Raw genomic sequence first — 22,947 nt, forward strand, 5'->3', positions numbered from 1 at the left:
TTGCTAAGTTGCAGCTAACGACCACAACACTCAAGCAAAGCCACCTTAATCACTGAACTCAACCAAACCAAAATCGCCAACTGTTAGCTGTCTGCTTGAGCAATTTGTTAGCTTTTACCGTGCGATAAAGCCAACGTTTGGCACCAAGATCTTAAAGAAACGCTCCAAAACCAACGTCGCCGATGAACCCAATGCAGAAGCATTGAACTCTCCACCAACTTGCTGCCAAAGATGGTGATACTTAAAGGCAACTCACGGCTCTTGCGCTGAAGCTAACTGCCAAGTGCACAATAGTCGAAGTCGATTGACGCCCGTTCCAAGCAAAAGAAACAGCACGCGCGGTTTTGCGATTTGGCACTGACGAGCAGGTGTAAAGCTAGAACCATGACCACCTACTCCAATGAACTTAACCGAGAAAGCTAACGCCTTGCTAAGTTGCAGCTAACGACCACAACACTCAAGCAAAGCCACCTTAATCACTGAACTCAACCAAACCAAAATCGCCGAACGTTAGCTGTCTGCTTGAGCAATTTGTTAGCGCACGACTCACCGTACTATCTTTGCCTTTGTGCACGCTACCGCCAGTTGGCTCGCACAACTTAGTAGCCACTTTCACAACTGTAAAAGCGATATTCAACCAGTTGAGTTTAAATTTGTAACGTTGATAAGTGGGGAACTTAGAGGTAAGTCGCGATTTATAAATTACTGGAAAGAGATTTGACGAAAGCTATTGATTTTCTGAACATAAATACGAACTAAAAGCGAAACTCAGGAGCCTCATTGTTATGGCTGTATCGATTAAACCACGAGTGAGAAAACTAGTGTGCTAACGCTCTGTTAAAGGGTGAGCAACGCAATACCGAAGCTACCGCATACCACCTTAATCACTTAAACCAACGCACAGTGAAAATGCCACGCGTTGCGAATCCATCTTGAACAGTTTGTTAAATGCACGTTTCCCACAAAACCAACGAGCATATTACTGGCAGTAATAGTTCGAATTTTGAACGCCAAAGTACAAAGAATGGTGCAGATATAATTGCGAAATAATATGCCTTACGACTAACTGCAATCTCAACGGGAGAGCTATGCATCCCCATTGAGATCCAACGACCAGTATTAACCTCAGGAAAAATGAAACCCTTAACCGAAACTGATGTAACGCAATCCGAATCACTACCTGTCACTTCGTGCAATCTTTCGTTTGTGCTGGCAATCAGCACTGGGTTTGTCCTTATGCTAGATGGGATATCCAGAAGCATTTCTTTTCCTTTCAACCCGAGCATAATTAACGTTGCAACTATAGCCACATGAGCAAAAAATTTAACTCCATCACTAGACTCTAAAGTAAACCCTAAGAAAGAGTAGCCAACATTATCTACAACACCGGGAGCAACCCATAGCTGATACCCGACAAGTAAAACGGAAATGTAGATTATTGCCAATAGTGATTTAATCAAGTTTTTGATCCTAACTTTCGATGTGCATTTAACGCCTTGTTAAGCAGCAGCTAACTACCACTGCACCCAAACAAAGCCACCGTAATCACTAAACTCAATTCAAACCAAAATCGCCGACGGTTAGCTGTCTGCTTGAACAATTTGTTATGCGTCATCATCGATGATTGGGTGCCCTATCATTGTATCTTCAACAACTGAATGACATTCAATAGTGAACCACTCTTGGAACAAAGCCCAATTTCGCTTTTTTGGCCATAACGACTCATCCACATACCATTGAAATAATTCACCCTCAAATAGCACCAGATGGTTAAGCTTAACCCAAGCCATGACGCTATCTGGTGAGTCCGCTACTTCATTGCTTACTAAGTAAACTGTACGCTCTTCATTTACAGATTCAACCGTCAGCTCAGAAGTTGGTACAGGATCAACTTTGTTTAACCAATCAACGGCTACCTGCGAATATCTCAACATTAACGCACCACGATTTACCATGACTCGGCTCCTATATGTGGGTGATCTCGCGTTAGAATATCATGAAGTAGAGAAACGTTTGTACGCTAATTCCGTACTGACGCATAACATACTCTAGACGGCAAAGTGCGCGTATATCCGGTATCCACGCTACCGCCTCTATATGTAATAGATTGTAAAATCGTATCATATAAATTCTTACTAAACAGTGTGTTATACACGCCAATACTGTGACGAGAGTCCCGATAAGCAACATTTTGCACTATATCTCCCGGCAGTACACAAAAACCACATAACTGTATGTATATACAGTTATTTATTATAATTTGAAATAAGGCAAATTGGCGGTTGAATTGGCGGGAAAATGCATAGATAACCACTCTGTCTTCATCTGTGAAAAGAAAAAGGCGATTAGGATTAAACGTATCAGCGCTCATATTATCGCTATGGGAAAAGCATCATACGGAATAGCACTGCGTTGCTTAGCGGTGCAACAATCGATAAATTGAAGGGAATAGCACAAGACATATCGCCAGTCAGCCCTACTCTAATTTGAATAAAAAGCTGACATGGCAAATTGGGGGATAGGAGCTTAATCGTAAATCAGCTGGTCATCTTCATAGCGGGTGGCGACTTTCACTACCATCAATGCTGCTCTTTGCCCGATATCTACTTTACGGTTGGGGAAAACAATCGCTTCGTGTTCATTTTTGGCCATAAGCGGTTTATCTCCATCATGCCCAAACACTTCGCCGTGCTTAAACTCTGTAAAATTCTCTACGTTGTCGTCAAACATGAAGTCAAAATCGTCATTCAACCTAACAATGGTTCTGGAAACGCGATACATGATGGGTGGACGTGGCAGATGTTCGGCTTTGGAATCCGAAACCAAATCACGAAGTGCCAAATCAAAGGCCAGCAATTTGTCGAGTTGGTTTTCGCCAATGCGGGCTACCTGGCCAAGCTCCATCGTTAAGGCTTGTGCCGAAAACTTTTCTGCCGAGTACCAGCTAAACGTACTCGAAGGTGCATTCGACAACAATACAGCATCAATATGCCCACTGGCGACAAAATCAAACAATGCACTACTGCGCACAGGGTGGCGTACCTTTGGGCTCACAACAAAAGAGTAATGCATAGAGCCGCGTATCGCGCAGTGCAAATCCAAATGCCATCGGCTTTCAGCCCTGGTATTTTGGTAAAATTCACCGACCACCGATTTCAAGTGACGGGCAATGGCCACTTCTCGGTTCATCGAGTGTTCTTTATCGCTAAAAAGACGATTGAGGTTTTCGTCAATAAAGCGGGTATGTTTATTGGTCGATTCAGGGTGAGCGATAATAAATAGACAACGAGCCGTGACCTTTTGAAAGCCACTTAGGATGTCATCAATCAGTTTATCAACCAGCTCCATTGGGGCGGTTTCATTGCCGTGTATACCACAAGATATGATGATATTTTTGCTGTTTTCATCGAGGTCTTTTGGAATAACTTCCAGTACACCTCTGTGCAAATGTTTCAGCCCAACCCCATCTTCCGTGAGAGTATTTTGAGCGGTAAACTCGGTCGTCGTATCTAATGTGTCGAAAAGAAATGACTGTCGAAAAAACTGATTGGTCATGCGCTGCTCCTATCTAACAGCGGTATGTTAATGAATCGCTGAGTAAATTTATACTGCCGTGATCCCGTTTAGTGAACAAAATCAGAAGATATTTTTTCGGATACGAGCTTTGTGGCACAAAGCGGCTAACAAACATACAGATATCTATAGAGCCGAGCACGGTACTAACAAAATGGAACCATTGGCATCGAACGCTCGGCTTTTGATCAGTCGTTTATTCTGAGCGAACCTCTAGCAATAATCGCTCAAAGAGTCGCACCTTTTCTTCGATTTTACCAATGCCTTGTAACCAGAATGCTTCGTTGGCCAAATCTTGCCCTAAGTGACGTTCAACTACGCCCTCTGCGAGCATTGAGCCTGTATCTCGAAGCAATGAGATGTAATCATCAAAGAAGGCATCGCCCTTTTCGTCGCGCTGCGCATAAACGGCCTGGCTAAATAGATACCCAAATAGGTATGGGTAGTTGTAGAAGCTGATTTCTGAAATGCTGAAATGCAGTTTACTTGCCCAGAAATAGGGGTCGCTGCCTGTCATGGAGTCGCCATACCATTTTTCCCAGGTTGCGCTCATCAACTCACACAACTGCTCGGCATCGAGCTCGCCATCAAGTCTTTGCTCATAAAAGCGCTTTTCAAATTCATAGCGCACCGGGATATTGATGGTTAAGGCGTATGCCGACGAAAGCTCCTCCCACAACATTTCAAGCTGCTCTTCAGCTGTCTTTGCGTTGGCCAAAAGATGATCACGAACAACGTTCTCAGCAAAGATAGACGCGGTTTCCGCGAGTGTCATAGGATAACGCGTTTGGCATAGCGGCAAATCTCGCATGACCCAGTTATGAAAGGCGTGGCCCAGTTCGTGCGCCAAAGTTAACAAGTCTGAACGGCTGCCACCCCATGTCATAAAGACCAAGGGCGTCCGGGTTGCTGATAATTTAGTACAGTAAGCACCCAAGCGGCGGTTATCAGATGGTTCGGCGTCAATCCAGCCGTTGTCGACCATAAGCTGCACAAATTCTGCCATTTCACCATTAACGGAGGCGAATGCATCTTTAATGACATCGATAGCCTCGTCGAATGAGTAGGATTGAGCAGCCGCATCACCTAGGGTAGGCATTGAAGCTAGGTGGTTCCATGGCGTCATCGCATCAAGCCCATGAACGCTCGCCATTAAACGACCCGCTAATTGGCCAACATCTTTGCGTTTTTCTGCCGCTGTCATCATGGCATCGAGCGTTGCTCTTTCAATGCGGTTGGCTTTTAAACTGTCATCCAAAAAGTGCACTTCGCTTTGATAAGCGCGTTTTTTCGCTTCATTGTGACGCCACCCTGCTAAGGCATTTAAAATGGCGGCAAAGCTATCTTTATGCTTAGTCATGCCTACCTGAATGCCTTTCCACGCAGCTTCTTGCTTTGCAAACTCGCCGCCGTACAGCAAGCTAGCCGCTTGTGAGAAACCCAATATTTCCGAGCCCTCTTTAGTTTCTAACTCAACTTGTAATGATCCGGTAATGTTATCGTACAAACGTCCCCAAGCGTCTCTACCATCGACTTGCATTGCCGTCAGTAGTTGCTCTTCGGTGACCGACAACTGAGTCTTGGCCTCACGTTGCAATAGGGAAATCTGAAAGCCCTGGCCCGCAACCGCGGGATCAGGATGATGAAGAACGTGTTCGACAAATTCTGAGTTCGCGTGCGCCAATGTATCGGTATAAGGAGTAAAAGCTTGTTCTAGTTCAGACGCTAATTGAGCAAGTCGACCAATCATTGTTTTTGCCTGACTGTTGGTGGCATTGGTCGATGCGTAACAGGTCGCGACAGTATTCATTGTGGCTAATAGTGTGCTGGCGGCTTCTTTGGTTTGGATAGCATTTTGAATCGTTGACACTTGTTGTCTATCTTGCGCAAAGCCTTCCAAAAGCTGAATAGACTTTTTGACGAGTTCAATATCTTGTTGGATCTTTTCATCATTGAGATCACGGTAAGCCACCGTCAGATTCCATTTTGGGGTCGTCATGTTACCCGCTCCTTTTTTTATAGTGCTGCACCAATCGACTTAACTTGCCAAGTGATGCCTTGATGATGTATTTGAATATGAGTAATTGTCGCATTGCCAATCGCGAGCGTTGAATACAGCTTAGGGTTACGCCAATCCAGATCAAGCACATACGCTAATATGGCACGAATAACGCCGCCATGAGTAATGAGCAAACTGCTTTTCTTTTGAGAGGCTAATTCCATTAATGCTTGCTGTACTCGAGCATGAAAAGCCTCAAGGCTTTCAGCCTGTGGGAGTTGGCACTTCGCCGGCGCGCTCCAAAACGGTTCGAGTTGTTGCCAAGTTTGTTGTGACATAGAATCAAACGCCACGCCATCATACTCGCCAAAATTCATTTCTTGAAAAGACGAAACCACAGACAAAGGTAACTCGGTGTGCTGCTGCACTAGTTGCGACAGTCGATGGCAGCGTATGAGTGGCGAAGACACCAACTGGCTAACGTGTAGTGTCTGCGAGCCGATTTGCGCTGCAACGGTGCTTGCCAGCTCGCGCTGAAGATCGTCGTCAACCGCAACGTTAGTATGACCATACAATGCCGGCGCTCCCAACACTTTTTGATGTCGTAGCAGATAAATATCAGTGACCATACTCGGCTTCATCCTGTTTTAATGTCATTGGCAAACCTGCGGCAACAAACACGACTCGGCTGGCCTGAGCGGCTATGTTTTGATTCATTCTACCGGCGTTATCAACAAACAAACGCGTTACCTTCCCTAAAGGCACGATCCCCATGCCCACTTCGTTCGACACCAACACAATATGGGCCGGACTTTGTTCAAGCTGTGAAATGAGCTCAGCAATGCAATGTTGTAACCACTGGTCATCGCAGCTCTCGCCTTTGTCGTAAATCAGGTTGTTAAGCCAGAGGGTTAAGCAATCCACCAAGACGATGTCTTGCGATGTGAATTCACTAAGCTGTTTTGCCAACATTAATGGCGATTCGTACTCAGCCCAGTCATTGCCACGCTGCTTTTGATGGTGTGCGATACGTTGCGTCATTTCGTCATCAAACGCCAACGATGTTGCGACATAGCATTTTCGAACAAAGGCAGAATCTTGCTGCGTCAGTAACTGTGCGATTCTTTGTTCTGCATAAGCAGACTTACCAGAGCGGGCACCGCCTAGAATAAGTTCAAATGACATGTCTACTCCTATACCTGCACCGTCGAAAGCCCAACAAGAAGGACCACATAACAACACAGTTCCATTATCTGCTGCGCTGCGCCCAGACAATCACCAGTAAATCCGCCAAGACGGCGCTTGAGCCAGTTTTTAAAGGCAAAACGAAATAACGCAGCAACCAAAATTAATGACGCAGCAACCTGCCAGGGCCAAACTATCAGTGGCATCAATCCACAAAGAACAAGAAAAGTGAGTTCAGGTCCGGTTTGTGAGCTCGCTAATGGCTTACTTTTACTGTTGTCAGCATCGCTAACGTACGGCAGAGCCGAAATAAGAGAAGCCGCAACCGAGCGACTCACAGTATAAGCGGTGATCCACACCATAAACAGCGATGTCCATTGCGCTAGATTCGACAGCAAAAGGAATTTCCCCAATAACGCCATCACTAAGGTGGTGACACCATAGGTTCCTAAACGACTGTCTTTCATGATGCTCAGACGTTTTTCTACGGTCATGCCGCCGCCAACGCCGTCGGCCATATCGGCAAGCCCGTCTTCATGAAATGCGCCCGTCAAAAGCAAGCTAAAACACATAGTAAAAAACACCGCTACATCGGAGGCAAAAATCATGTTTAAAAAGAAGTAAACACTTGCACATAGCAGCCCAAGTAGCGCACCGACAAGCGCGAAATACCGGCCGGCTCGATTCATACGCTGCGATGAGTAAGGGGTATTTGAAGGAATTGGAATACGAGAGAAAAAACTCACCGCTAACAAAAAGAGCTGCGCCTGAGTTTTAAGCCAGCTCCCCATTACACTGTCACTCCTGCGCTTTCAAAGCTCGCCATATGGTTATAAAACTCAGCTGCCGCTTTCACTAACGGGTAGGCAAGCGCCGCGCCCGTCCCTTCGCCCAGCCTTAAACCTAAATCGAGCAATGGCTGAGCATCAAGTTCCGACAGCACAGCCTGATGCGCCGCCTCTTGCGAACAATGGGCAAAAATCATGTACTCGGTGCAGTCCGGATTTATCCGAGACGCGACCAACGCTGCCACAGAGACAATAAAGCCGTCCACCAACACCGGGGTGTTGTTCTCTGCGGCGGCTAAAAATGCGCCGATCATTTGAACAATTTCGAAACCACCTACCTCACATAGAATGTCATGCGGTGTCATACCACGTACTCGCTCTGCCCCTTTTGATACAACAGACAGCTTGTGTTGTAACTGCTCTGGGGTAATGCCTGTTCCTAACCCCACACAATGCTGGGCATCGAGCTGTAGAAGCGCAGCAAGGATCGCTGATGCTGAACTGGTATTGCCAATTCCCATTTCACCAAACATTAAGACGTTACAGCCCGATGCAATGGTCTTGTTAACAATACCACTTCCCATGGCGAACCCTTGCTCAAGTTGCTGCGCAGACATCGCGGCCTGTTGCGCAAAATTCTTCGTCCCGGCTCCAAGTCGTTGCAGTACCAATTGGCCAGAATCATCGTCAACGCTATTTAACATTCCACAATCGATAACGATAAGTTCCAGCTCGTTAGAACGACAAAAACAGTTGATCGCCGCACCACCTGATAAAAAATTCATTACCATTTGTTGCGTGACTTCACTTGGAGCAATGCTGACGCCTTCTTGGGCAACGCCATGATCTGCGGCGAACACCAACACCGTTGGCTTAGAGAGCTGAATATTATTGACGACATCCGACTGGCTTTGGATTTTCGCCAGCTTAAATGCCAAATCCTCAAGCTGCCCGAGAGCGCCTGGCGGCTTGGTTTTCTGATCGATTCGTTGAGATATTTGCGCATCAAATTGGTTGTTTAGCATAGTGTCCATTCTTGAATATTAGCGGTTGTGAAAGTCCCACTATTGAGATTAACGCCCGTGAAAAGTCGATCTACATCACATTAAGCTATAATTAGAGAATCTCTAGTGTACTGATATCAACCATTTATACCAGCTAACGTTGGTCGCAATCTAAAGGTTCAGATAGAAAGATTGCCTGCTTTGAACAGCTAGAGAGTGTATTCGATCATACGGTATCAAGGAGAAGATTAGCGTCACGACAACATGTTCATGGCAGGTGGTTAGTGAGGAGGTAACAATGTTTGCAAACCAAAAAAGTCCAACAAGGCGAACGCCAAAACAGACACCCAAAAAGCGAACTAAACGCGTACCGCTGTCCATGATATAACAACCAAAAGGACCTAGCCCTCTTCTGTGAGGGCTAACAGACTCTATTCACCTTGCTTTTAGGCTACCCACCGCCCCTTCATCACGTTTTTAGCCAAATTCACTTTAAAAGACTGAGAATTCACATATATTTTATTAAGTTACCGTTCTATATAGCTAAGCATGCATTAACGGTGGGTAACCTTTAGTGAACTTCAACCTCAAGGAGCAAGTATGTTACATCACGATCATGTTACTGCCATCATTGCAGGAGCCTCTGGGCTTGTAGGCGGTCATCTTATTGGCATGCTAAGTGAGAGTAACAATATTGATAAAGTTTACGCCCTGTGCCGCTCACCATTAAGCTCACCTTTCGATAAGGTCGAGACAATAATGGACGGTGGTTTACGCGTAACACAATGGGACGATGACAAAACAGCGCCGGAAATTGGTTTCATCTGTCTTGGCACAACGCGAAAACAAGCTGGTAGTAAAGCTGCCCTTGAAAAAGTCGACTACGACTTAGTATGCGATGTAGCAAAAACAATGAAGATGCTCGGCGTGAAGCGCATTGCCGTGGTATCCAGCCTAGGAGCGTCCCCTCGTTCACTCTCGCATTACTTACGTTGCAAAGGAAAAGCAGAAGAGCGCATCGGCCAACTGGGTTTCGACACGGTTATTTTTGTTCGACCCGGCCCTCTTGCTGGCCGCAAGAAACTGATCCGATCGGATGAAGTTATGCTGCAGAAAGTCATGCCTTTTTTCAAACCGTTAATGATAGGACCGCTAGAAAACTACCTACCCATTGCTGCAGAAAATGTCGCTAAATCGATGCTATACAGCGTCTTTTTGGAGCAAAGCCAAGCCGTTTCAACACTAGATTCTAAACAAATGACGGGCTTGCTACAGCAGTACAGTTAACGGTAAGTTTGACCATTTAGCCATGTATAACTCTTTGATATAAGACCTTACTTTTTCTTATTGTTAATGGTTACACAACCCCGCTATGTTACTCTCCTCTTTGCATAAACCCGCACTTTCAAAGCGGGTTAAAAAATCCACATTTCTATAAGGATATAACTTTATGTCGATTGCTGTTATCGCTTCACTTGCGGTATTTTCGGGCATCCTCTACTTCTTGTATGGGCAACAAAAAAAAGGAAATACCCTCTCTCGTTTGGTTCTGTTTGGCTTAGTACTTGGGAGTGCATTTGGCCTATCACTGCAACTCATTTTCGGTGAGGGCTCATCGGCCATCTCGGGCACACTTGAATGGGTAAATGTTATCGGTAAGGGCTACGTTGGCCTACTGAAAATGATCATTATGCCACTTGTGTTGGTGTCGATGATTGCTGCTGTGGTTAAGCTCGAAAAAGGCGGCTCTTTAGGAAAAATCAGTGGGATCACGATTTCAGTGCTGCTGGCAACGACGGCAATTTCGGCGATTATCGGTATTTTCGTAACTCAATCATTTGGCTTAAGCGCCGAAGGGCTCACCGAGGGGGCGCGAGAGACAGCTCGTATTGCGGTTCTTGAAAGTCGTATCGGCCGAGTCAGTGATCTGACTATCCCACAAATGCTGGTCAGCTTTATACCTACAAACCCATTTGCCGATCTTACTGGCTCACGCTCAACCTCTATCATTGCAGTGGTTATCTTTGGCGTACTTACGGGTATTGCTGCTCGCAAAGTGATGAACGAGAAAAAAGAGCTTGAGTCTCCAATTCGTACATTCGTAGACGCGACTCAATCTGTTGTCATGCGTTTGGTGAAAATGATCATGGCATTAACGCCATACGGCATCGCCGCTCTAATGGCTAAAGTGGTGGCAACATCGAGCGCGTCTGACATTCTGAACCTACTTGGTTTTATTGTCGCTTCGTATTTCGCCATCTTCCTGATGTTCGTTGTACACGGTTTACTGGTATCGCTGGTAGGCGTAAACCCAAAAGAGTTCTTCCAGAAGATCTGGCCGGTTCTGACGTTTGCATTTTCCTCTCGCAGTAGCGCAGCCACCATCCCTTTGAATGTAGAAGCACAGGTTACCAAGCTTAACGTGCCACCAGCGATTGCAAACCTTTCGGCTTCTTTTGGTGCAACAATTGGTCAAAATGGCTGTGCCGGTATCTACCCAGCGATGCTTGCTGTTATGGTTGCCCCAACAGTGGGGATTGATCCAATGGACATCAATTTCATCTTGTCTTTGGTGGCAATGATTACGGTAAGTTCTTTCGGCATTGCCGGAGTTGGTGGTGGTGCAACTTTTGCTGCACTCATTGTTCTGCCTGCGATGGGGCTGCCTGTTACGATTGCGGCTTTATTGATCTCTATCGAGCCTCTAATTGATATGGCCCGTACTGCTCTCAATGTATCTGGTGCGATGACAGCAGGCACCATCGCGAGCCGCTTGCTGGGCAAAAAAGAGGCTGATAAGTTAGAGCAAGCAGAAGCTTAAGTTACCCGTTTTAAGAATCAATGATTAAAAAAGGCACCTTTCGGTGCCTTTTTTATTACCACATCAAATCATCGGGTACGACAAAGTCTTTGTACGGATCATCTTCGTCGACGACATCTTCTGTAGGCGTATTGTTTTGAATCACAAAGTCCTGAGAGCGTTCTTCGATTTTGTTGGCAACCACGGTTGGAATAATAGCGTAGCTTTCGCCGTCACGAGCAACGCTCAAGTGACCTTTCACCAGCTGTTTATGAGTCGCTTCGTTGATATAGAGGCTTTTAACCAGCGTCTCATCAGTAAAGTTGTATTTTAGGTCACCATCAGCGTCAGTAATTTTGTTCATAGTAATCAACTGCTTAACCTGAGCTTGAATTTCTTTTGCCAACTTGGCTTGCTCACGTTCTTTGTTTAACGCGACATCACGCTCGAGCTGAGCTTGTCGGTTTTCTTCAACCGCTGCTTTTGCCTCGCGCGCTTGTGTGCGGCTTTTCTTAGACCCTTTTTTGGCCTTCTTTAATTTTTTTTCATTCACCAGACCGGCTTTGAGTAATTGATCTTTTAAGCTCAAGTTCATTCACCTTAATACGATTGTCCATTTGCGATGCAATGCAGCGCACTGAGTAAAACACCTGAGGCTATTCTAGCAAAGTGATTGACGTTAGTCTCTTACTACACCATAGAGAAAAGCCACAAACACAATCGCAGCGAACAACAAAAAGAGTTACCGGAACTCGGGTTTTCCGAACAATCGAGGTGTTTGGTATTCACTATTTATGGCTAGGTCATCTGACCACTGACTTTTTATTTCCAAATTATGAATGAGTATCTGACCACTCCTTTGAACGCACTTGCCCTTGATTGCGGTTATTTCTGCTTAGATTTCATAACAGTAAACAACACGCTCGTAATCTTGGCTGTTAAATTGCGTCAATGTCGCGTGTGATGGCATGCTCGTGAACCCTGCAAACGGCAAACAAATCTCATATTGTGGCGTATACTTGACCTGTATCGAGAACGGTACAAAGGCTAGTGTGACATACTATAAGGAACTACCAATGGCTATTTTAACCATCATAGTTGTCTCTACGACAATCGGCTTTATTGTTGGTACAGCAGCTTAAACGCTGCTGAAATTAATTGTATGGTTCGCTTTAGTAACCAGGGTAATGCGCAAAGCAAGTGCATAACAAACTCTTAATGTTTAGGCGAACCATATCAACTAAGCCATCATAGTTACCCATACCAAGAGTGAATATTTATTCACTACAAATCCATCATGCACGCTATCTTCTATTGCAACCCGCATTCATTCTCCTCTACTGTGAGGTCTTTCCCATGTTAGCCAATTTTGATGTAACTCTCTGTTTTTCTGTCTATAGTAATGGTTAATCATCATTGTGATATTGCCCCTCTTAAGGGGGCAATATCAACGAGTATCAGGATACTTTTCATGGATAAAAAATCGGAGCAACGTCAAAGTAAAGTTTTTATCAACAATATGGTCGAATCCGCTATCCGGATCGGCTTACTTTTGATGCTACTGGTTTTCACCTACGGGATCATTAAACCCTTTATTATTCCTGTGGTTTGGGGAGCAATCATCGCCGTCGCCCTAATGCCATTAACCGTAAGAATAGAAAAGCTGCTTCGAGGAAGGCGCGGCTTGTCAGCCAGCTTATTGTCGCTATCTGGCATAGCGCTACTCATCTCGCCGTTCATTTTAGTGTCAGGCTCTGTGTACGAGGGTGTCGCTCAAACTACGCAGGTGCTGCAGTCCGGAGACATTCGCATTCCTGGACCCACTCAAAAAATTGCTGATATTCCGCTAATTGGCGACAAGTTGTTTGAAGTGTGGCACCTATTCTCAACCAACCTTGAAAAGGCTTTTCAAACCTTCTTGCCTGAGATAAAAGTGGTCGCCAGCACCCTTGCGTCTACGCTGGGTAGTGCGGTATCAAGTTTGGTATTTTTTATTATTGCGTTGGCGATCGCAGCAGGCTTTATGACTCACTCCGAGAAAATCTCTGCCGCTTTACAAACGGTTGCCATCAGGGCTGTTGGGCAAAAGGCCGAGCAGTGGGCTCAATTAATGGCTGCTACCATTCGCAGTGTGTTGCTAGGGGTCATAGGTGTAGCGTTCATCCAAACGGTTGTCATTGGCTCGGCAATGTTTGTTTATGGTGTACCGGGTGCTGAAATCATCACCCTTGCCCTACTCATCATATGCATAGCTCAACTTCCGGCACTGATTGTGGTCGCCCCCCTGATCTTTTACGTTTACTCTACTGGCGATACCATCGATACCACTATTTTTGCCATTTGGACGTTGGCTGGTGGCTTATCAGACAACATTTTAAAGCCCATGCTGATGGGTCGTGGCGTGGACGTGCCTATGCCCATCATTCTGGTTGGTGCGATCGGTGGTATGCTGTATGCGGGTATCATCGGGCTCTTCCTCGGCGCGATTATCCTCGCAATTTGGTACGAGCTATTTATGTTTTGGCTAAGTCTAGAGCAACAAGCTTTGCGTGATAATCCGAAAGATCCCTAAGTCATCACTTTAAACCGTTAAGAAAACGCGCCCTAAGGCGCGTTTTCTTATCTTAACCTGTCCAGCACCACCGTTTGATCGAGGTATTGGTGAATCGGTTGATAGTCAAAGCCCATGTCAAAAATATACTCTGTCACAAGAGATCTGACACATTCAGTCAGTTCGCTGCCTTTCCATGGCTTTTCAAAGTAACGACGCACACCAGCTGTATTGATTGCGGTGATGGTGTCATGGTGCGTGGCTTGCCCAGTGAGCAATACCTTTTTGGTCACCTTAAACCGGCTATCTTTGGAAACTTCGGTTAACAGCTCAACCCCTGTCATACCGGGCATCACATGGTCCGAAACAATCACCGCGACGTACTCACCTTGAGCATCAAGTTCATCCATCAGTTCTAAGACTTCATCAGCCGATTCACAGTCTTCAATATTGAGCCACTCCTCTAGCGTTTCTAAATCCTGTAGTACCGCGCTCAACACTTCTCGCTGATCATCGACACAAATAACATTAAGCTTTTCCATATGCTTCTCCTACAGGTAATTTGACTCGAAATACAGTGGTTTCGCGGTTACTTTTTACCGCAATTGAGCCACCATATTCACTTACGATTCGTTTTACGATGGCTAACCCCAGCCCTAATCCAAACGATAGCCCCCCTTTCTTGGTGGTAAAGTTTGGCTGGAATATCTTTCGTCTTATTGATTCATCTATCTCAGGGCCATTGTTAGCGATCGTCACGGAAATTCGTCCATTCATGACTTTCGTTTGAATGTCTATTTTTGGCGATTCCACTTCTTGCATGGCATCGCACGCGTTTTTAATTAAATTACTCCAAATCTGCACTAACTCAGTCACGGAACCACTAAGTAAAGGCACATGTGCAGGCCGAATGCGTACTGATACTCGACGAAGATCGCTTTGCAGCAAAGACAATGCCTTGTTTATGCTGTCATTCACATCGATCACTTCATCAGGTTGCGTGTCACTGCGGCCTAACTGCTTGACTGATTTAACAATGCCCACGGAATGGCGGGCTGCGACACGTAAGTCATGCAGATCTCGTCCAAACTCCCAGTACTGCAGTGCCAGCTCTGGCTGTTTTAGCCAGGCACCTAATTCACTGTCTTTGGTTGTTGCTCTGGCCAAACTTTTGGCCAGAGTACGAGGCAGGCCAAGCGATTTTTCAAGTTCGCGCGCGCGCGTTCGAATTTCACTCGATGACGCCACCTGACCATTCATAAGCCCTAAATCAAAAAACTGACTCGCTTGCGGGTCCACTTCTTCAAGCAGTTGGATCATAACACCCTCAAGTCGCTCTGCTTTGCTACTGACCACTCCAATGGCGTTATTTAGCTCATGAGCTATCCCTGCCGCCAGTTGCCCTAACGTAGTCATCTGCTCGGCCGTGTGCAGGTTTTGTAAAGCCTTTTCTTTTGCCAAAGATTCTTGGGTGGCCCGCCGCTGTCTACGTGACAGTTCATTCACCATCACGGGCATAAACTGAGCGTTCAGAGGACCTAGGGTGTCTGGTGAAACAGGCTCAGTTTGCTTGTCTATCCACGCCAGCGTAACCTGACTCTTTGTCATCACCGTTGAAGATGATGTCCACGAACCCGAAAAAAAACTGTGCACTCCGAAAAAAGCGCCCTTGGTTGCGCTAAACAATTTGGTCAATTTGCCACTGATATCATCTTCAAAGTAGCCTTCTAATTCGCCTTCTATTACATAATAGAGCCTGTCGTTATGGCCATCTTGTCGAATCACAACTTGCTGTTTTTCTATTGTTATTTGACGATTTTCATCAGAAAAGTAATGTTCTATGAGTACGTCTATATTGGTCGCGTCAGCGTTCATCCAATGTGCCCTACTGCATGAAGCAACCATACCAGTACAAAGCTTAATAACACGCCAACGACACCAAGAATAATACCAACACGTGCCATTTGGCTGGTTTGTACATTCCCTGTCGCGTGCGCCAACGCATTGGGCGGCGTACTAATGGGCAGAGACATGCCTAAAGACGCAGCAAATGTCACCACGAGAATAAGCGTAATTTCACCTCCCAAAGGTGCCAGTGACGTCATCGACATACCCAGTGCTGCCATGATTGGCATTAACAAGTTGGCCGTCGCGGTATGAGACATGAAGTTCGCCATGATTAAACATAAAAAAGCGGCGCCAAATAACACCAAATAAGGCGAAAACGCATCAAATGGAATACTGTGCACCACAAGCTTGGCAAGACCTGTTTTGTCGAGTGCTAGGCCAAGTGCGATACCACCCGAGACTAACCACAATACATCCCAAGATATTCTCTTGAGGTCTTCTTTATTGATGATACCCGTTAGCGAAAATACAGCCACTGGGATCAAAGCAACTGTATAGGAATTCATGCCGTGTGACGAACCCATGAGCCATAAAATTATGGTGGCGGAAAAGGTTATGTAAACCATGATGGCTTTCGGCGTTTTTAAGAATTTGCCTTTAATTGAAAGCTCTATCTTTTGCTGATCTGCTCGGTACATACCATTGATAAGGAACCATGCCAGCGCCATCATAACAACGACAAACGGAACCCCAAATACCATCCATTCACCAAAGCTAATATAACTGTCACCCACCAGATATTTCAATGCTATCGCATTAGGAGGCGTCCCAATTGGGGTACCTATCCCACCGATGTTAGCGGCGACTGGAATGCATAAAGCAAAGGCTACGCGACCTGGATCTTTAGGACCAAATACAGCAATCACTGGTGTGAGTATCGACAACATCATCGCGGTGGTTGCTGTGTTGGACATAAACATAGAAAACACACCTGTGATCAGCATCAAGCCCAACATGACGTATTTAGGATCGCTGCCAAACGGACGCAATAGCACTCGGGCTAGGTTGACATCCAATCGGTATTTGGTCGCCGCCATCGCGAGGAAGAATCCGCCTAAAAACAGCATGATGATTGGGCTGGCAAACGTGGCCATGATTTCGTTGTATTGCAGCAACTCTCCAAAGTGTGCTTGCCCCTCGTCTGCTCGGAACCAATAAATGCCTTTGTTAGATAACATAAGCAACTCAAGAACGATGATCACCACAGAAGTTGCATAGATTGGAATCGGCTCGAATACCCAGCATAAAGCGGCTAGCAAGAAAATAGCGATCACTCGCTGTTGTATGATGGTGATGCCCTCGAAGGGAAAGGCTGATAAGGGTAAAAGCAATACTATAAGGGGTATTACCAGAGGAATAATGTACTTTAGCTGATCGCGCTTCATGCTACTCGTCCTGAGAATCGTCTACTGCGCACAGTATCCGTTCCTTTGCTATGCACACTTTAGCGTCAGATCAATTTTTTGAAATAAATATCAATGAGTTTCTTGTTCTGTGAATCAACCTACAGTTTATACACCGCGCCTGTGACATTACAGCCATCGCTAACTTTCATGAATTATTGCTATGTCATTCGCTTGCTCAACCCTCAAGATAGACCACCAGAAGGTCGGCTTCTACCGCGTTCGCTACTTTAGGAACCGAAGAGAATAGCCGACTCGCTACTTTATGGCGATGACCACACACCACTAGATCGACATTGGTTTCTTTTACTATCCCTGAGAGTTTCATATGAAGATCGCCAACCGCAACAAAGGTATCTGAAATGGGATAGTCGCTTTTTTCTGCCAATGTTTGTAGCGCATGTTGGAAACCTTGCTCTGCTTTGGGCTCAATAATGACTTTATCGACATCGATATAAGCAAAAGAAAGTTTGCTGTTGGCGTCTTTTGCCAATGAAATCGCTTTATCAATCACGAGTTGACTAGATTGAGTTAAATCCACAGCTACTAATATGTGCTTATAGCTCATTTGGTATCTCCCGTTGAGGGTGGTCTATCTAAAGTAAGTCTAGCACTGCAAAGCTTATTAAAGTGATGAATATTAGAATATCGAGGCTGTTAACTCTACAAACGAATATTTTTTATCCGGTGCATTCGTTAAAGAGAATATTGGGAGGGCGATTTTGAGAACGGAGAAATTAATTTGATTACGATAGTGAATGACCGAAATGAAGACACCTCGGTCATTGGTGATGCTTGACTAACTGGTGATTAACTGCGGTTTCCGAGCTTCACAGACCCATTAGTCGCAAACCACAGCGCCTGACTGCGACGACGCCCTAATAAGATCGGACCATCATCGTAGAATAAGAAGTTTTTCCAGTATTTCTTAAATATCGACCATTTCGTCTCGATGATGTTGTATTTTTCATAGCAAAAATACACCGTAACGTCCGCTTGCCAATCTAAGAATGACTCAATTTCTTCTGGTAGTTCTTCGTTCTCGGAGTCCCATGCAGACATCCAGTTCACCTCTGAATCCCAATTCGACGCTTTCATTGGCCAATCTTGGTTACTCATTCGTTCGGAGTCCGGACTTTGTGCACTGACATTTTCTTTCCAGAATTGTGCCGCTCTTGCTTCAGTCATCGGTTTGATATGACACCAGTCTTCTTCCGGTACTGGCATCGACTGATGAGTAAAAATCCATTTTCTTTGGTATTGCTCCAAAGTCATGTACGACATTCAACTTCCTCTAACATCTAATAAGGTGCAATACTTGCTGTATTGCTTAACTATCATGATAGACCACTTCTTTAAGTGACCTTAATCTATTCTTTTGGCAACCAATGTGGATTGACTAGAGAAGTCAGGACGTGATCTTCCCACTGACCGTTTATCAGTAAATAATCCTTGGCAAACCCTTCTTTTTCGAACTGGTGATGCTGCAAAACCGCTTCACTTCGTTTGTTTCTAGGCATATAGCTGGCAGAAATTCGATGCATGTTCTGGATATCAAACATGTAAGGGATCGCCATAGCCAACGCTTTTCGCATTACACCCTTGCCTTGTGCATTCTCTGCCAATGAATAGCCAAGATTGCAGCTATGAAATGGAAAGCGAACCAAATTGCTAAATGATACGGTTCCCAGCATTTCTTGAGTTTCACTGTCCAATATCAGACAGTAGTAGGCTAAACTCAAACGATGCAACTCATCGAGTTTGATCAATTTCGCCGCCCAGTTTTCGGGACGATAGAAGTCACTATCTCGAGCGGGCTCCCAAGGCGCTAAAAAACGCTTATTCGCTTGAAAGTAGTTCGCGATAGTGTGTGCGTCACCTGGCAAAGAGCAGCGCACCACGATACCTTCATGTTCCTTATGAAGACGTAATGAAGAACTAAAATCTTTCATCAATTCTTCCTGATATTGTAGTCTCTAAGTTTATTGGCAATTGATGTGTGCGAGACATTGAGTCGCTTTGCCAATTTTCGACTTGATGGGAACGACTGAAACAATTTTTCTAGCACTTGTGACTCATACTCTTTCATGATGTCATCAAGGGAGCCATCGACATTAATGCTAACGGCCCCTGTTCCCACCATATCGAGCTTCGGCAAATCAAAGTGTTCAATTTGTAATTTGTTGCCGCTCATTTGTGTTAAGGCACGCAACGCCATATTGTCGAGCTGTCGGATATTGCCCGGCCAAGGGTAACCCGATAATTCTTTAATTAAATCATCATCAAGATCGGGTTTCATCATGCCTAGCTGTTGGCTGTGCTTTGCGACAAAAAGATCAAGAAGAGGCGCAATATCACTCGCTCTTTCGCACAGCGGTGGGATAGTTAATGTCAGCACGTTGAGTCGATAATAGAGATCTTCCCTAAAGTCCCCCGCCTCTGCAAGATCGGCAAGGTTGTGTCGTGTTGATGCAATAATTCGAACATCGACATGAACTTCATGCTCCTCACCGACACGTCTGAACGTGCCGCCTTGTAAAAAGCGCAGCAGTTTTATCTGCAAGTGGGCACTCATTTCACCAATTTCATCAAGCAACACGGTGCCGCCATTCGCTTGTTCGAAAATGCCTTTGTGACCATGTTCGTGATTAAACGAGCCCGGTGCATGACCAAACAATTCGGTTTCAGCAACATCATCTGGCATAGATGCGCAGCTCAACACTAAAAACGGTGCAGAGGAACGATTAGAACGGTTATGACACGCTTTGGCGAGCATCTCTTTACCCGTGCCTGTATCACCTTCTATAAGCAATGGTTGATCTAACATCGACAGTTTTTTGGCCTGGCTCATGAGCGCCTTGTGACGATTAGAGACCCCCACAAAATGTTCGAAACCTAAGTTGCTTTGCTCAGATAATGATGGGGTAGAGACTTGCTTACCCGTTGGGTGAATACTCATTACCGCACTAGCAAGTACAGTTTCATTGGATTCACCGGTAATATAAACAGGCAACATTTCCATGCTGAAATCTAGGCCATCAACAACTATTGCTTGCTGCTGGCGCGTTATATCGCCTTCGATCCACTTGCTAAAATTAAAACTTGGTAATAGGTGAGTAATATGTTGACCTAACGCTTCTTCTTCGCTTTTTGCCAATAAGTTCAACGCTGCATGGTTGGCCATATCCACGCCACCTTTAAGATTGATTGACAATACGGGATATGGAAGATTAGTCAGCAAGGCAACCAGTTCGGTATTGTGCCTTTCACTCGGCATAAACTGAATTTTTCGAACGTCTTTGACCCCCGAAATACGTCGGATCTCAGCCATTAACTCACGAAATGTCTCGAAGTCTATATCGGGACAGTTGAGATAAATGATGCCAATGGTATCGATTTCAATACCACGTAAGTCTATTTCATTTGAAGCTAGGATATCGAGCAGCTCTCGAGTCAAGCCAAGCCTATCTTCACAAAACACTTCTAGACGCACGTCTGCTTCCTTTAATTAAGGTGTCACGAAAAGTTGACAGTAAGTGTGTACGAAGCTTTGATTGCCGTCAACAAAAACAGCCCACTAAGTCAGTGAGCTGTTTCATTATTTTGCATCGTTTGCTCAATTACTCATCGCTTACGGACACTCAGCGATTTTCTTCTGTAAATAAAAGGTCGATTTAGAGTCATCTAACGTCATTTGAATTGAATCCAATAAAGAGGCGACGATGATAAGCCCTCGCCCAGAAGTGGTTAACGTTAGTGGATCGTTTTTGTTTGGTTCAACAAAATCGGCAGCGATGGCCGCATTAAAAGAAGACTCTGTTAGCCCTTCGCCGTAATGACTGATTTCGATATGAACGTCATTATGCTCTATTCGACATTCTATATCGACCGGATAACCGTTTCTCTCTTTATAGGCGTGTTCAAAGGTGTTGTTGAGCAGCTCGACTACACACAATTCAAGCTTACTGATGACACTTGAACTGATATGAGCTGAATGCCAAAATTCAATCAAATCATTAGCTGCTGTTCGTGAGGTATCAATAGAGCTTAAATACGAAGCTCTATATACGTGCGCTGATGTCATCGTCGTATCCTGTTCCCTTACCAATCTAATGCTTGATATCACTCTCTATCGCCGCCCTCATTGCTTCCTCTATTGAAAAGAATGAAGGCATCAATTTATCCATTCTGGTTAAATGCATCAACTCATTAACCGATGTACTCGCACCAACAATCATCAGTTCTTTATCGCGAAGGAGTTTATAGATTTCCATAATGGCACCTAATCCACTACTGTCCATGAAGGACACATTGGATAAATCAATCAGTAAAACTGGTCGAAATTGATTGTGTAAATCCGCGACAATATGACGAAAAAAAGGAGCCAGTTTCGCATCGAAATGGGTTTCTTTGACTTCAAAGACAGTAAATAACTCACTGTTTATGATTTCATATTTCATGGTGCGATCCTTCTTGTATTTACGGAGTCCATTTTGCGACAAGCAGACTCACATCATCTTCAAATTCCGTCTTTTCCTGCCAAGATTGCAGGCTTTCGATGATCGCCGAAGTCTTGGCTTGATAAGGCAATTTATGACACGCCTGTATTTCATCGCTCAGGCGCTGTTCTGAAAACATCTTTGCATCCACTCTCGCCTCGGTAAGGCCATCGGTATAAAGCCAGACTTCATCTCCTGGTTCGAGCTGAATCGTATCGAGTTGATAGTCAGCAAAATCGAACATACCAATCACATAGCTCTCTCTGCCAATTAACTGTGTCGTCTGTTGCTTAGCGCGATAGAGAACAAATGGGGGATGACCCGCCACCGTATAGGTTAGTACCCCTGTTTTGGTGTTTAGCAGCGCGTATATCATGGTAAAATACAGTGCACTTTTACTATCTTGACAGTATAGGTTATTTAACTTTTCTACGACCTCAATAGGGGAAACCGCTTGACCACTCCCGTTAACATTTTTCCGTACCAAAGAAGATGCGCCGGTTGAAATCGCCAGTGAATGTTGGACTGAAAAAGACAACAGCGCCGATGACACCCCATGACCAGAAACATCTAATAAATAAAACCCAACATGATCATCGTCGAGTCGAGAATACCCCAACATGTCACCACCAATTTGAGTACATGGCATAGAGATATACGTCATCTCAACCCCATTCAGTTCGGTTTGACTGGGTAACAAGTGCTTTATGAAATCGCTGGCAGCCTCTAAGTCTTGTCGTATGGTTTGGTATGCCAAATCTAGCTGAGTCTTTTTGTTAAGTAACTCATTGTGCAAGCTTAGTGTTCGGAATCCAGCACGAATCCGTGCGTCTAATTCATCGATTGCCGTATTTTTAGCCACGAAATCATCCGCACCGGCATTAATACCATTGATAATCGATGCCTGGTCATCCTGGGAAGAAAGTAAAACAAAAAAGATGTAGCGGTTGCTGTGTTGAGATTTGAGCGTTTGACACAATGCTATACCGTCCATTTCTGGCATGACCCAATCACTAAGCACAAACTGAATCGTTGAATTGGCATTTAAGATCCGGATCGCTTCCTGACCATGACTGGCAGTCAAGACGTTATAACCTCTTTTAGTCAATAACGACTTGATTAGTATCTGAGTGGTGCGATTATCTTCAACTAACAGAATCGTTCTATCAAGATCATTCTCACGGGGAGAATCTTTGGCCATCCATCACCTCTCGCCATAACCATTGCCGTTATCTTT

Annotated in this window: 22 protein-coding genes; 3 read left to right on the plus strand and 19 right to left on the minus strand. The window is 45.0% G+C overall.

Going from position 1 to position 22,947, the window contains the following annotated elements; all coding sequences use genetic code 11:
* Positions 1-944: 944 nt before the first annotated feature.
* The 8 genes from LNL84_RS00005 to cobT all read right to left on the minus strand — a co-directional run bounded on the left by LNL84_RS00005 (position 945) and on the right by cobT (position 8,570).
* Positions 945-1,460: a hypothetical protein gene (locus LNL84_RS00005; protein ID WP_244354850.1), complete on the minus strand. Its 516-nt coding sequence runs from the start codon at positions 1,458-1,460 to the stop codon at positions 945-947.
* A gap of 144 nt (positions 1,461-1,604) precedes the next feature.
* Complete coding sequence (locus LNL84_RS00010; RefSeq protein WP_103879588.1) at positions 1,605-1,955, minus strand: hypothetical protein; 351 nt, start codon at positions 1,953-1,955, stop codon at positions 1,605-1,607.
* 571 nt (positions 1,956-2,526) lie between these two features.
* Complete coding sequence (locus tag LNL84_RS00015) at positions 2,527-3,555, minus strand: succinylglutamate desuccinylase (protein WP_244354045.1); 1,029 nt, start codon at positions 3,553-3,555, stop codon at positions 2,527-2,529.
* 214 nt (positions 3,556-3,769) lie between these two features.
* Positions 3,770-5,572, minus strand: a complete 1,803-nt coding sequence (locus LNL84_RS00020; RefSeq protein WP_244354046.1) for a M3 family oligoendopeptidase — start codon at positions 5,570-5,572, stop codon at positions 3,770-3,772.
* 17 nt (positions 5,573-5,589) lie between these two features.
* The gene (locus tag LNL84_RS00025) at positions 5,590-6,201 is read right to left on the minus strand and encodes a histidine phosphatase family protein (RefSeq protein ID WP_244354047.1); all 612 of its coding nucleotides are present in this window, start codon (positions 6,199-6,201) and stop codon (positions 5,590-5,592) included.
* On the minus strand, positions 6,191-6,757 hold the full coding sequence (gene cobU, locus LNL84_RS00030; RefSeq protein ID WP_244354048.1) for a bifunctional adenosylcobinamide kinase/adenosylcobinamide-phosphate guanylyltransferase: 567 nt from the start codon (positions 6,755-6,757) through the stop codon (positions 6,191-6,193). The genes LNL84_RS00025 and cobU overlap by 11 nt, the downstream gene beginning before the upstream one ends.
* An 8-nt stretch (positions 6,758-6,765) precedes the next feature.
* Positions 6,766-7,548, minus strand: a complete 783-nt coding sequence (locus LNL84_RS00035) for an adenosylcobinamide-GDP ribazoletransferase (RefSeq protein ID WP_244354049.1) — start codon at positions 7,546-7,548, stop codon at positions 6,766-6,768.
* The gene (gene cobT / locus LNL84_RS00040) at positions 7,548-8,570 is read right to left on the minus strand and encodes a nicotinate-nucleotide--dimethylbenzimidazole phosphoribosyltransferase (RefSeq protein WP_244354050.1); all 1,023 of its coding nucleotides are present in this window, start codon (positions 8,568-8,570) and stop codon (positions 7,548-7,550) included. The genes LNL84_RS00035 and cobT overlap by 1 nt, the downstream gene beginning before the upstream one ends.
* Positions 8,571-9,149: 579 nt before the next feature.
* Here cobT and LNL84_RS00045 point away from each other — a divergent pair.
* The gene (locus LNL84_RS00045) at positions 9,150-9,836 is read left to right on the plus strand and encodes an NAD(P)H-binding protein (protein ID WP_244354051.1); all 687 of its coding nucleotides are present in this window, start codon (positions 9,150-9,152) and stop codon (positions 9,834-9,836) included.
* 163 nt (positions 9,837-9,999) lie between these two features.
* Entirely contained in the window at positions 10,000-11,370 is a 1,371-nt protein-coding gene (locus LNL84_RS00050; RefSeq protein ID WP_244354052.1) for an L-cystine transporter, read from the plus strand.
* 55 nt (positions 11,371-11,425) lie between these two features.
* On the opposite strand, the gene LNL84_RS00055 is transcribed toward LNL84_RS00050, so the two are convergent.
* On the minus strand, positions 11,426-11,938 hold the full coding sequence (locus LNL84_RS00055) for a DUF2058 domain-containing protein (RefSeq protein WP_244354053.1): 513 nt from the start codon (positions 11,936-11,938) through the stop codon (positions 11,426-11,428).
* A gap of 882 nt (positions 11,939-12,820) precedes the next feature.
* Between LNL84_RS00055 and LNL84_RS00060 the strand changes: the two genes are divergently transcribed.
* Positions 12,821-13,921 carry an AI-2E family transporter gene (locus LNL84_RS00060; protein WP_244354054.1) on the plus strand — a complete coding sequence of 367 codons (1,101 nt, stop codon included), beginning with the start codon at positions 12,821-12,823 and terminating at the stop codon, positions 13,919-13,921.
* Positions 13,922-13,968: 47 nt separating this feature from the next.
* On the opposite strand, the gene LNL84_RS00065 is transcribed toward LNL84_RS00060, so the two are convergent.
* The 10 genes from LNL84_RS00065 to LNL84_RS00110 form a co-directional block, all read right to left on the minus strand.
* A complete protein-coding gene (locus LNL84_RS00065) occupies positions 13,969-14,442 on the minus strand; it encodes a response regulator (protein ID WP_244354055.1) in 474 nt (157 codons plus the stop codon).
* Complete coding sequence (locus LNL84_RS00070) at positions 14,429-15,775, minus strand: ATP-binding protein (protein WP_244354056.1); 1,347 nt, start codon at positions 15,773-15,775, stop codon at positions 14,429-14,431. The genes LNL84_RS00065 and LNL84_RS00070 overlap by 14 nt, the downstream gene beginning before the upstream one ends.
* The gene (locus LNL84_RS00075) at positions 15,772-17,193 is read right to left on the minus strand and encodes an SLC13 family permease (protein WP_244354057.1); all 1,422 of its coding nucleotides are present in this window, start codon (positions 17,191-17,193) and stop codon (positions 15,772-15,774) included. Before LNL84_RS00075 ends, LNL84_RS00070 begins: the two co-directional genes overlap by 4 nt.
* Before the next feature lie 196 nt (positions 17,194-17,389).
* On the minus strand, positions 17,390-17,779 hold the full coding sequence (locus LNL84_RS00080; protein ID WP_244354058.1) for a universal stress protein: 390 nt from the start codon (positions 17,777-17,779) through the stop codon (positions 17,390-17,392).
* Between the two features lie 242 nt (positions 17,780-18,021).
* Positions 18,022-18,495, minus strand: coding sequence for a DUF2947 domain-containing protein (locus LNL84_RS00085; RefSeq protein ID WP_244354059.1), 474 nt, complete (start codon positions 18,493-18,495; stop codon positions 18,022-18,024).
* A gap of 86 nt (positions 18,496-18,581) precedes the next feature.
* Complete coding sequence (rimJ, locus tag LNL84_RS00090) at positions 18,582-19,163, minus strand: ribosomal protein S5-alanine N-acetyltransferase (RefSeq protein WP_244354060.1); 582 nt, start codon at positions 19,161-19,163, stop codon at positions 18,582-18,584.
* A complete protein-coding gene (gene tyrR, locus LNL84_RS00095; protein ID WP_244354061.1) occupies positions 19,163-20,704 on the minus strand; it encodes a transcriptional regulator TyrR in 1,542 nt (513 codons plus the stop codon). Before tyrR ends, rimJ begins: the two co-directional genes overlap by 1 nt.
* Positions 20,705-20,842: 138 nt before the next feature.
* Positions 20,843-21,295 (minus strand): ATP-binding protein, encoded by a 453-nt coding sequence (locus LNL84_RS00100; RefSeq protein WP_244354062.1) that lies wholly within the window; start codon positions 21,293-21,295, stop codon positions 20,843-20,845.
* A 25-nt stretch (positions 21,296-21,320) separates the two neighbouring features.
* Positions 21,321-21,671 (minus strand): STAS domain-containing protein, encoded by a 351-nt coding sequence (locus LNL84_RS00105; protein WP_244354063.1) that lies wholly within the window; start codon positions 21,669-21,671, stop codon positions 21,321-21,323.
* Between the two features lie 19 nt (positions 21,672-21,690).
* Positions 21,691-22,911 carry a PP2C family protein-serine/threonine phosphatase gene (locus tag LNL84_RS00110; RefSeq protein ID WP_244354064.1) on the minus strand — a complete coding sequence of 407 codons (1,221 nt, stop codon included), beginning with the start codon at positions 22,909-22,911 and terminating at the stop codon, positions 21,691-21,693.
* Positions 22,912-22,947 lie beyond the last annotated feature (36 nt).

Source organism: Vibrio gelatinilyticus (assembly GCF_022836845.1).
In the GTDB taxonomy this organism is placed as follows: domain Bacteria; phylum Pseudomonadota; class Gammaproteobacteria; order Enterobacterales; family Vibrionaceae; genus Vibrio; species Vibrio gelatinilyticus.

Coding starts and splice junctions, on each gene's coding strand:
- LNL84_RS00010 (WP_103879588.1), bottom strand. CDS start 1,955: ATGGTAAATCGTGGTGCGTTAATGTTGAGATATTCGCAGGTAGCCGTT.
- LNL84_RS00015 (WP_244354045.1), bottom strand. CDS start 3,555: ATGACCAATCAGTTTTTTCGACAGTCATTTCTTTTCGACACATTAGAT.
- LNL84_RS00020 (WP_244354046.1), bottom strand. CDS start 5,572: ATGACGACCCCAAAATGGAATCTGACGGTGGCTTACCGTGATCTCAAT.
- LNL84_RS00025 (WP_244354047.1), bottom strand. CDS start 6,201: ATGGTCACTGATATTTATCTGCTACGACATCAAAAAGTGTTGGGAGCG.
- cobU (WP_244354048.1), bottom strand. CDS start 6,757: ATGTCATTTGAACTTATTCTAGGCGGTGCCCGCTCTGGTAAGTCTGCT.
- LNL84_RS00035 (WP_244354049.1), bottom strand. CDS start 7,548: ATGGGGAGCTGGCTTAAAACTCAGGCGCAGCTCTTTTTGTTAGCGGTG.
- cobT (WP_244354050.1), bottom strand. CDS start 8,570: ATGCTAAACAACCAATTTGATGCGCAAATATCTCAACGAATCGATCAG.
- LNL84_RS00045 (WP_244354051.1), top strand. CDS start 9,150: ATGTTACATCACGATCATGTTACTGCCATCATTGCAGGAGCCTCTGGG.
- LNL84_RS00050 (WP_244354052.1), top strand. CDS start 10,000: ATGTCGATTGCTGTTATCGCTTCACTTGCGGTATTTTCGGGCATCCTC.
- LNL84_RS00060 (WP_244354054.1), top strand. CDS start 12,821: ATGGATAAAAAATCGGAGCAACGTCAAAGTAAAGTTTTTATCAACAAT.
- LNL84_RS00065 (WP_244354055.1), bottom strand. CDS start 14,442: ATGGAAAAGCTTAATGTTATTTGTGTCGATGATCAGCGAGAAGTGTTG.
- LNL84_RS00070 (WP_244354056.1), bottom strand. CDS start 15,775: ATGAACGCTGACGCGACCAATATAGACGTACTCATAGAACATTACTTT.
- LNL84_RS00075 (WP_244354057.1), bottom strand. CDS start 17,193: ATGAAGCGCGATCAGCTAAAGTACATTATTCCTCTGGTAATACCCCTT.
- LNL84_RS00080 (WP_244354058.1), bottom strand. CDS start 17,779: ATGAGCTATAAGCACATATTAGTAGCTGTGGATTTAACTCAATCTAGT.
- LNL84_RS00085 (WP_244354059.1), bottom strand. CDS start 18,495: ATGTCGTACATGACTTTGGAGCAATACCAAAGAAAATGGATTTTTACT.
- rimJ (WP_244354060.1), bottom strand. CDS start 19,163: ATGAAAGATTTTAGTTCTTCATTACGTCTTCATAAGGAACATGAAGGT.
- LNL84_RS00100 (WP_244354062.1), bottom strand. CDS start 21,295: ATGACATCAGCGCACGTATATAGAGCTTCGTATTTAAGCTCTATTGAT.
- LNL84_RS00105 (WP_244354063.1), bottom strand. CDS start 21,671: ATGAAATATGAAATCATAAACAGTGAGTTATTTACTGTCTTTGAAGTC.
- LNL84_RS00110 (WP_244354064.1), bottom strand. CDS start 22,911: ATGGCCAAAGATTCTCCCCGTGAGAATGATCTTGATAGAACGATTCTG.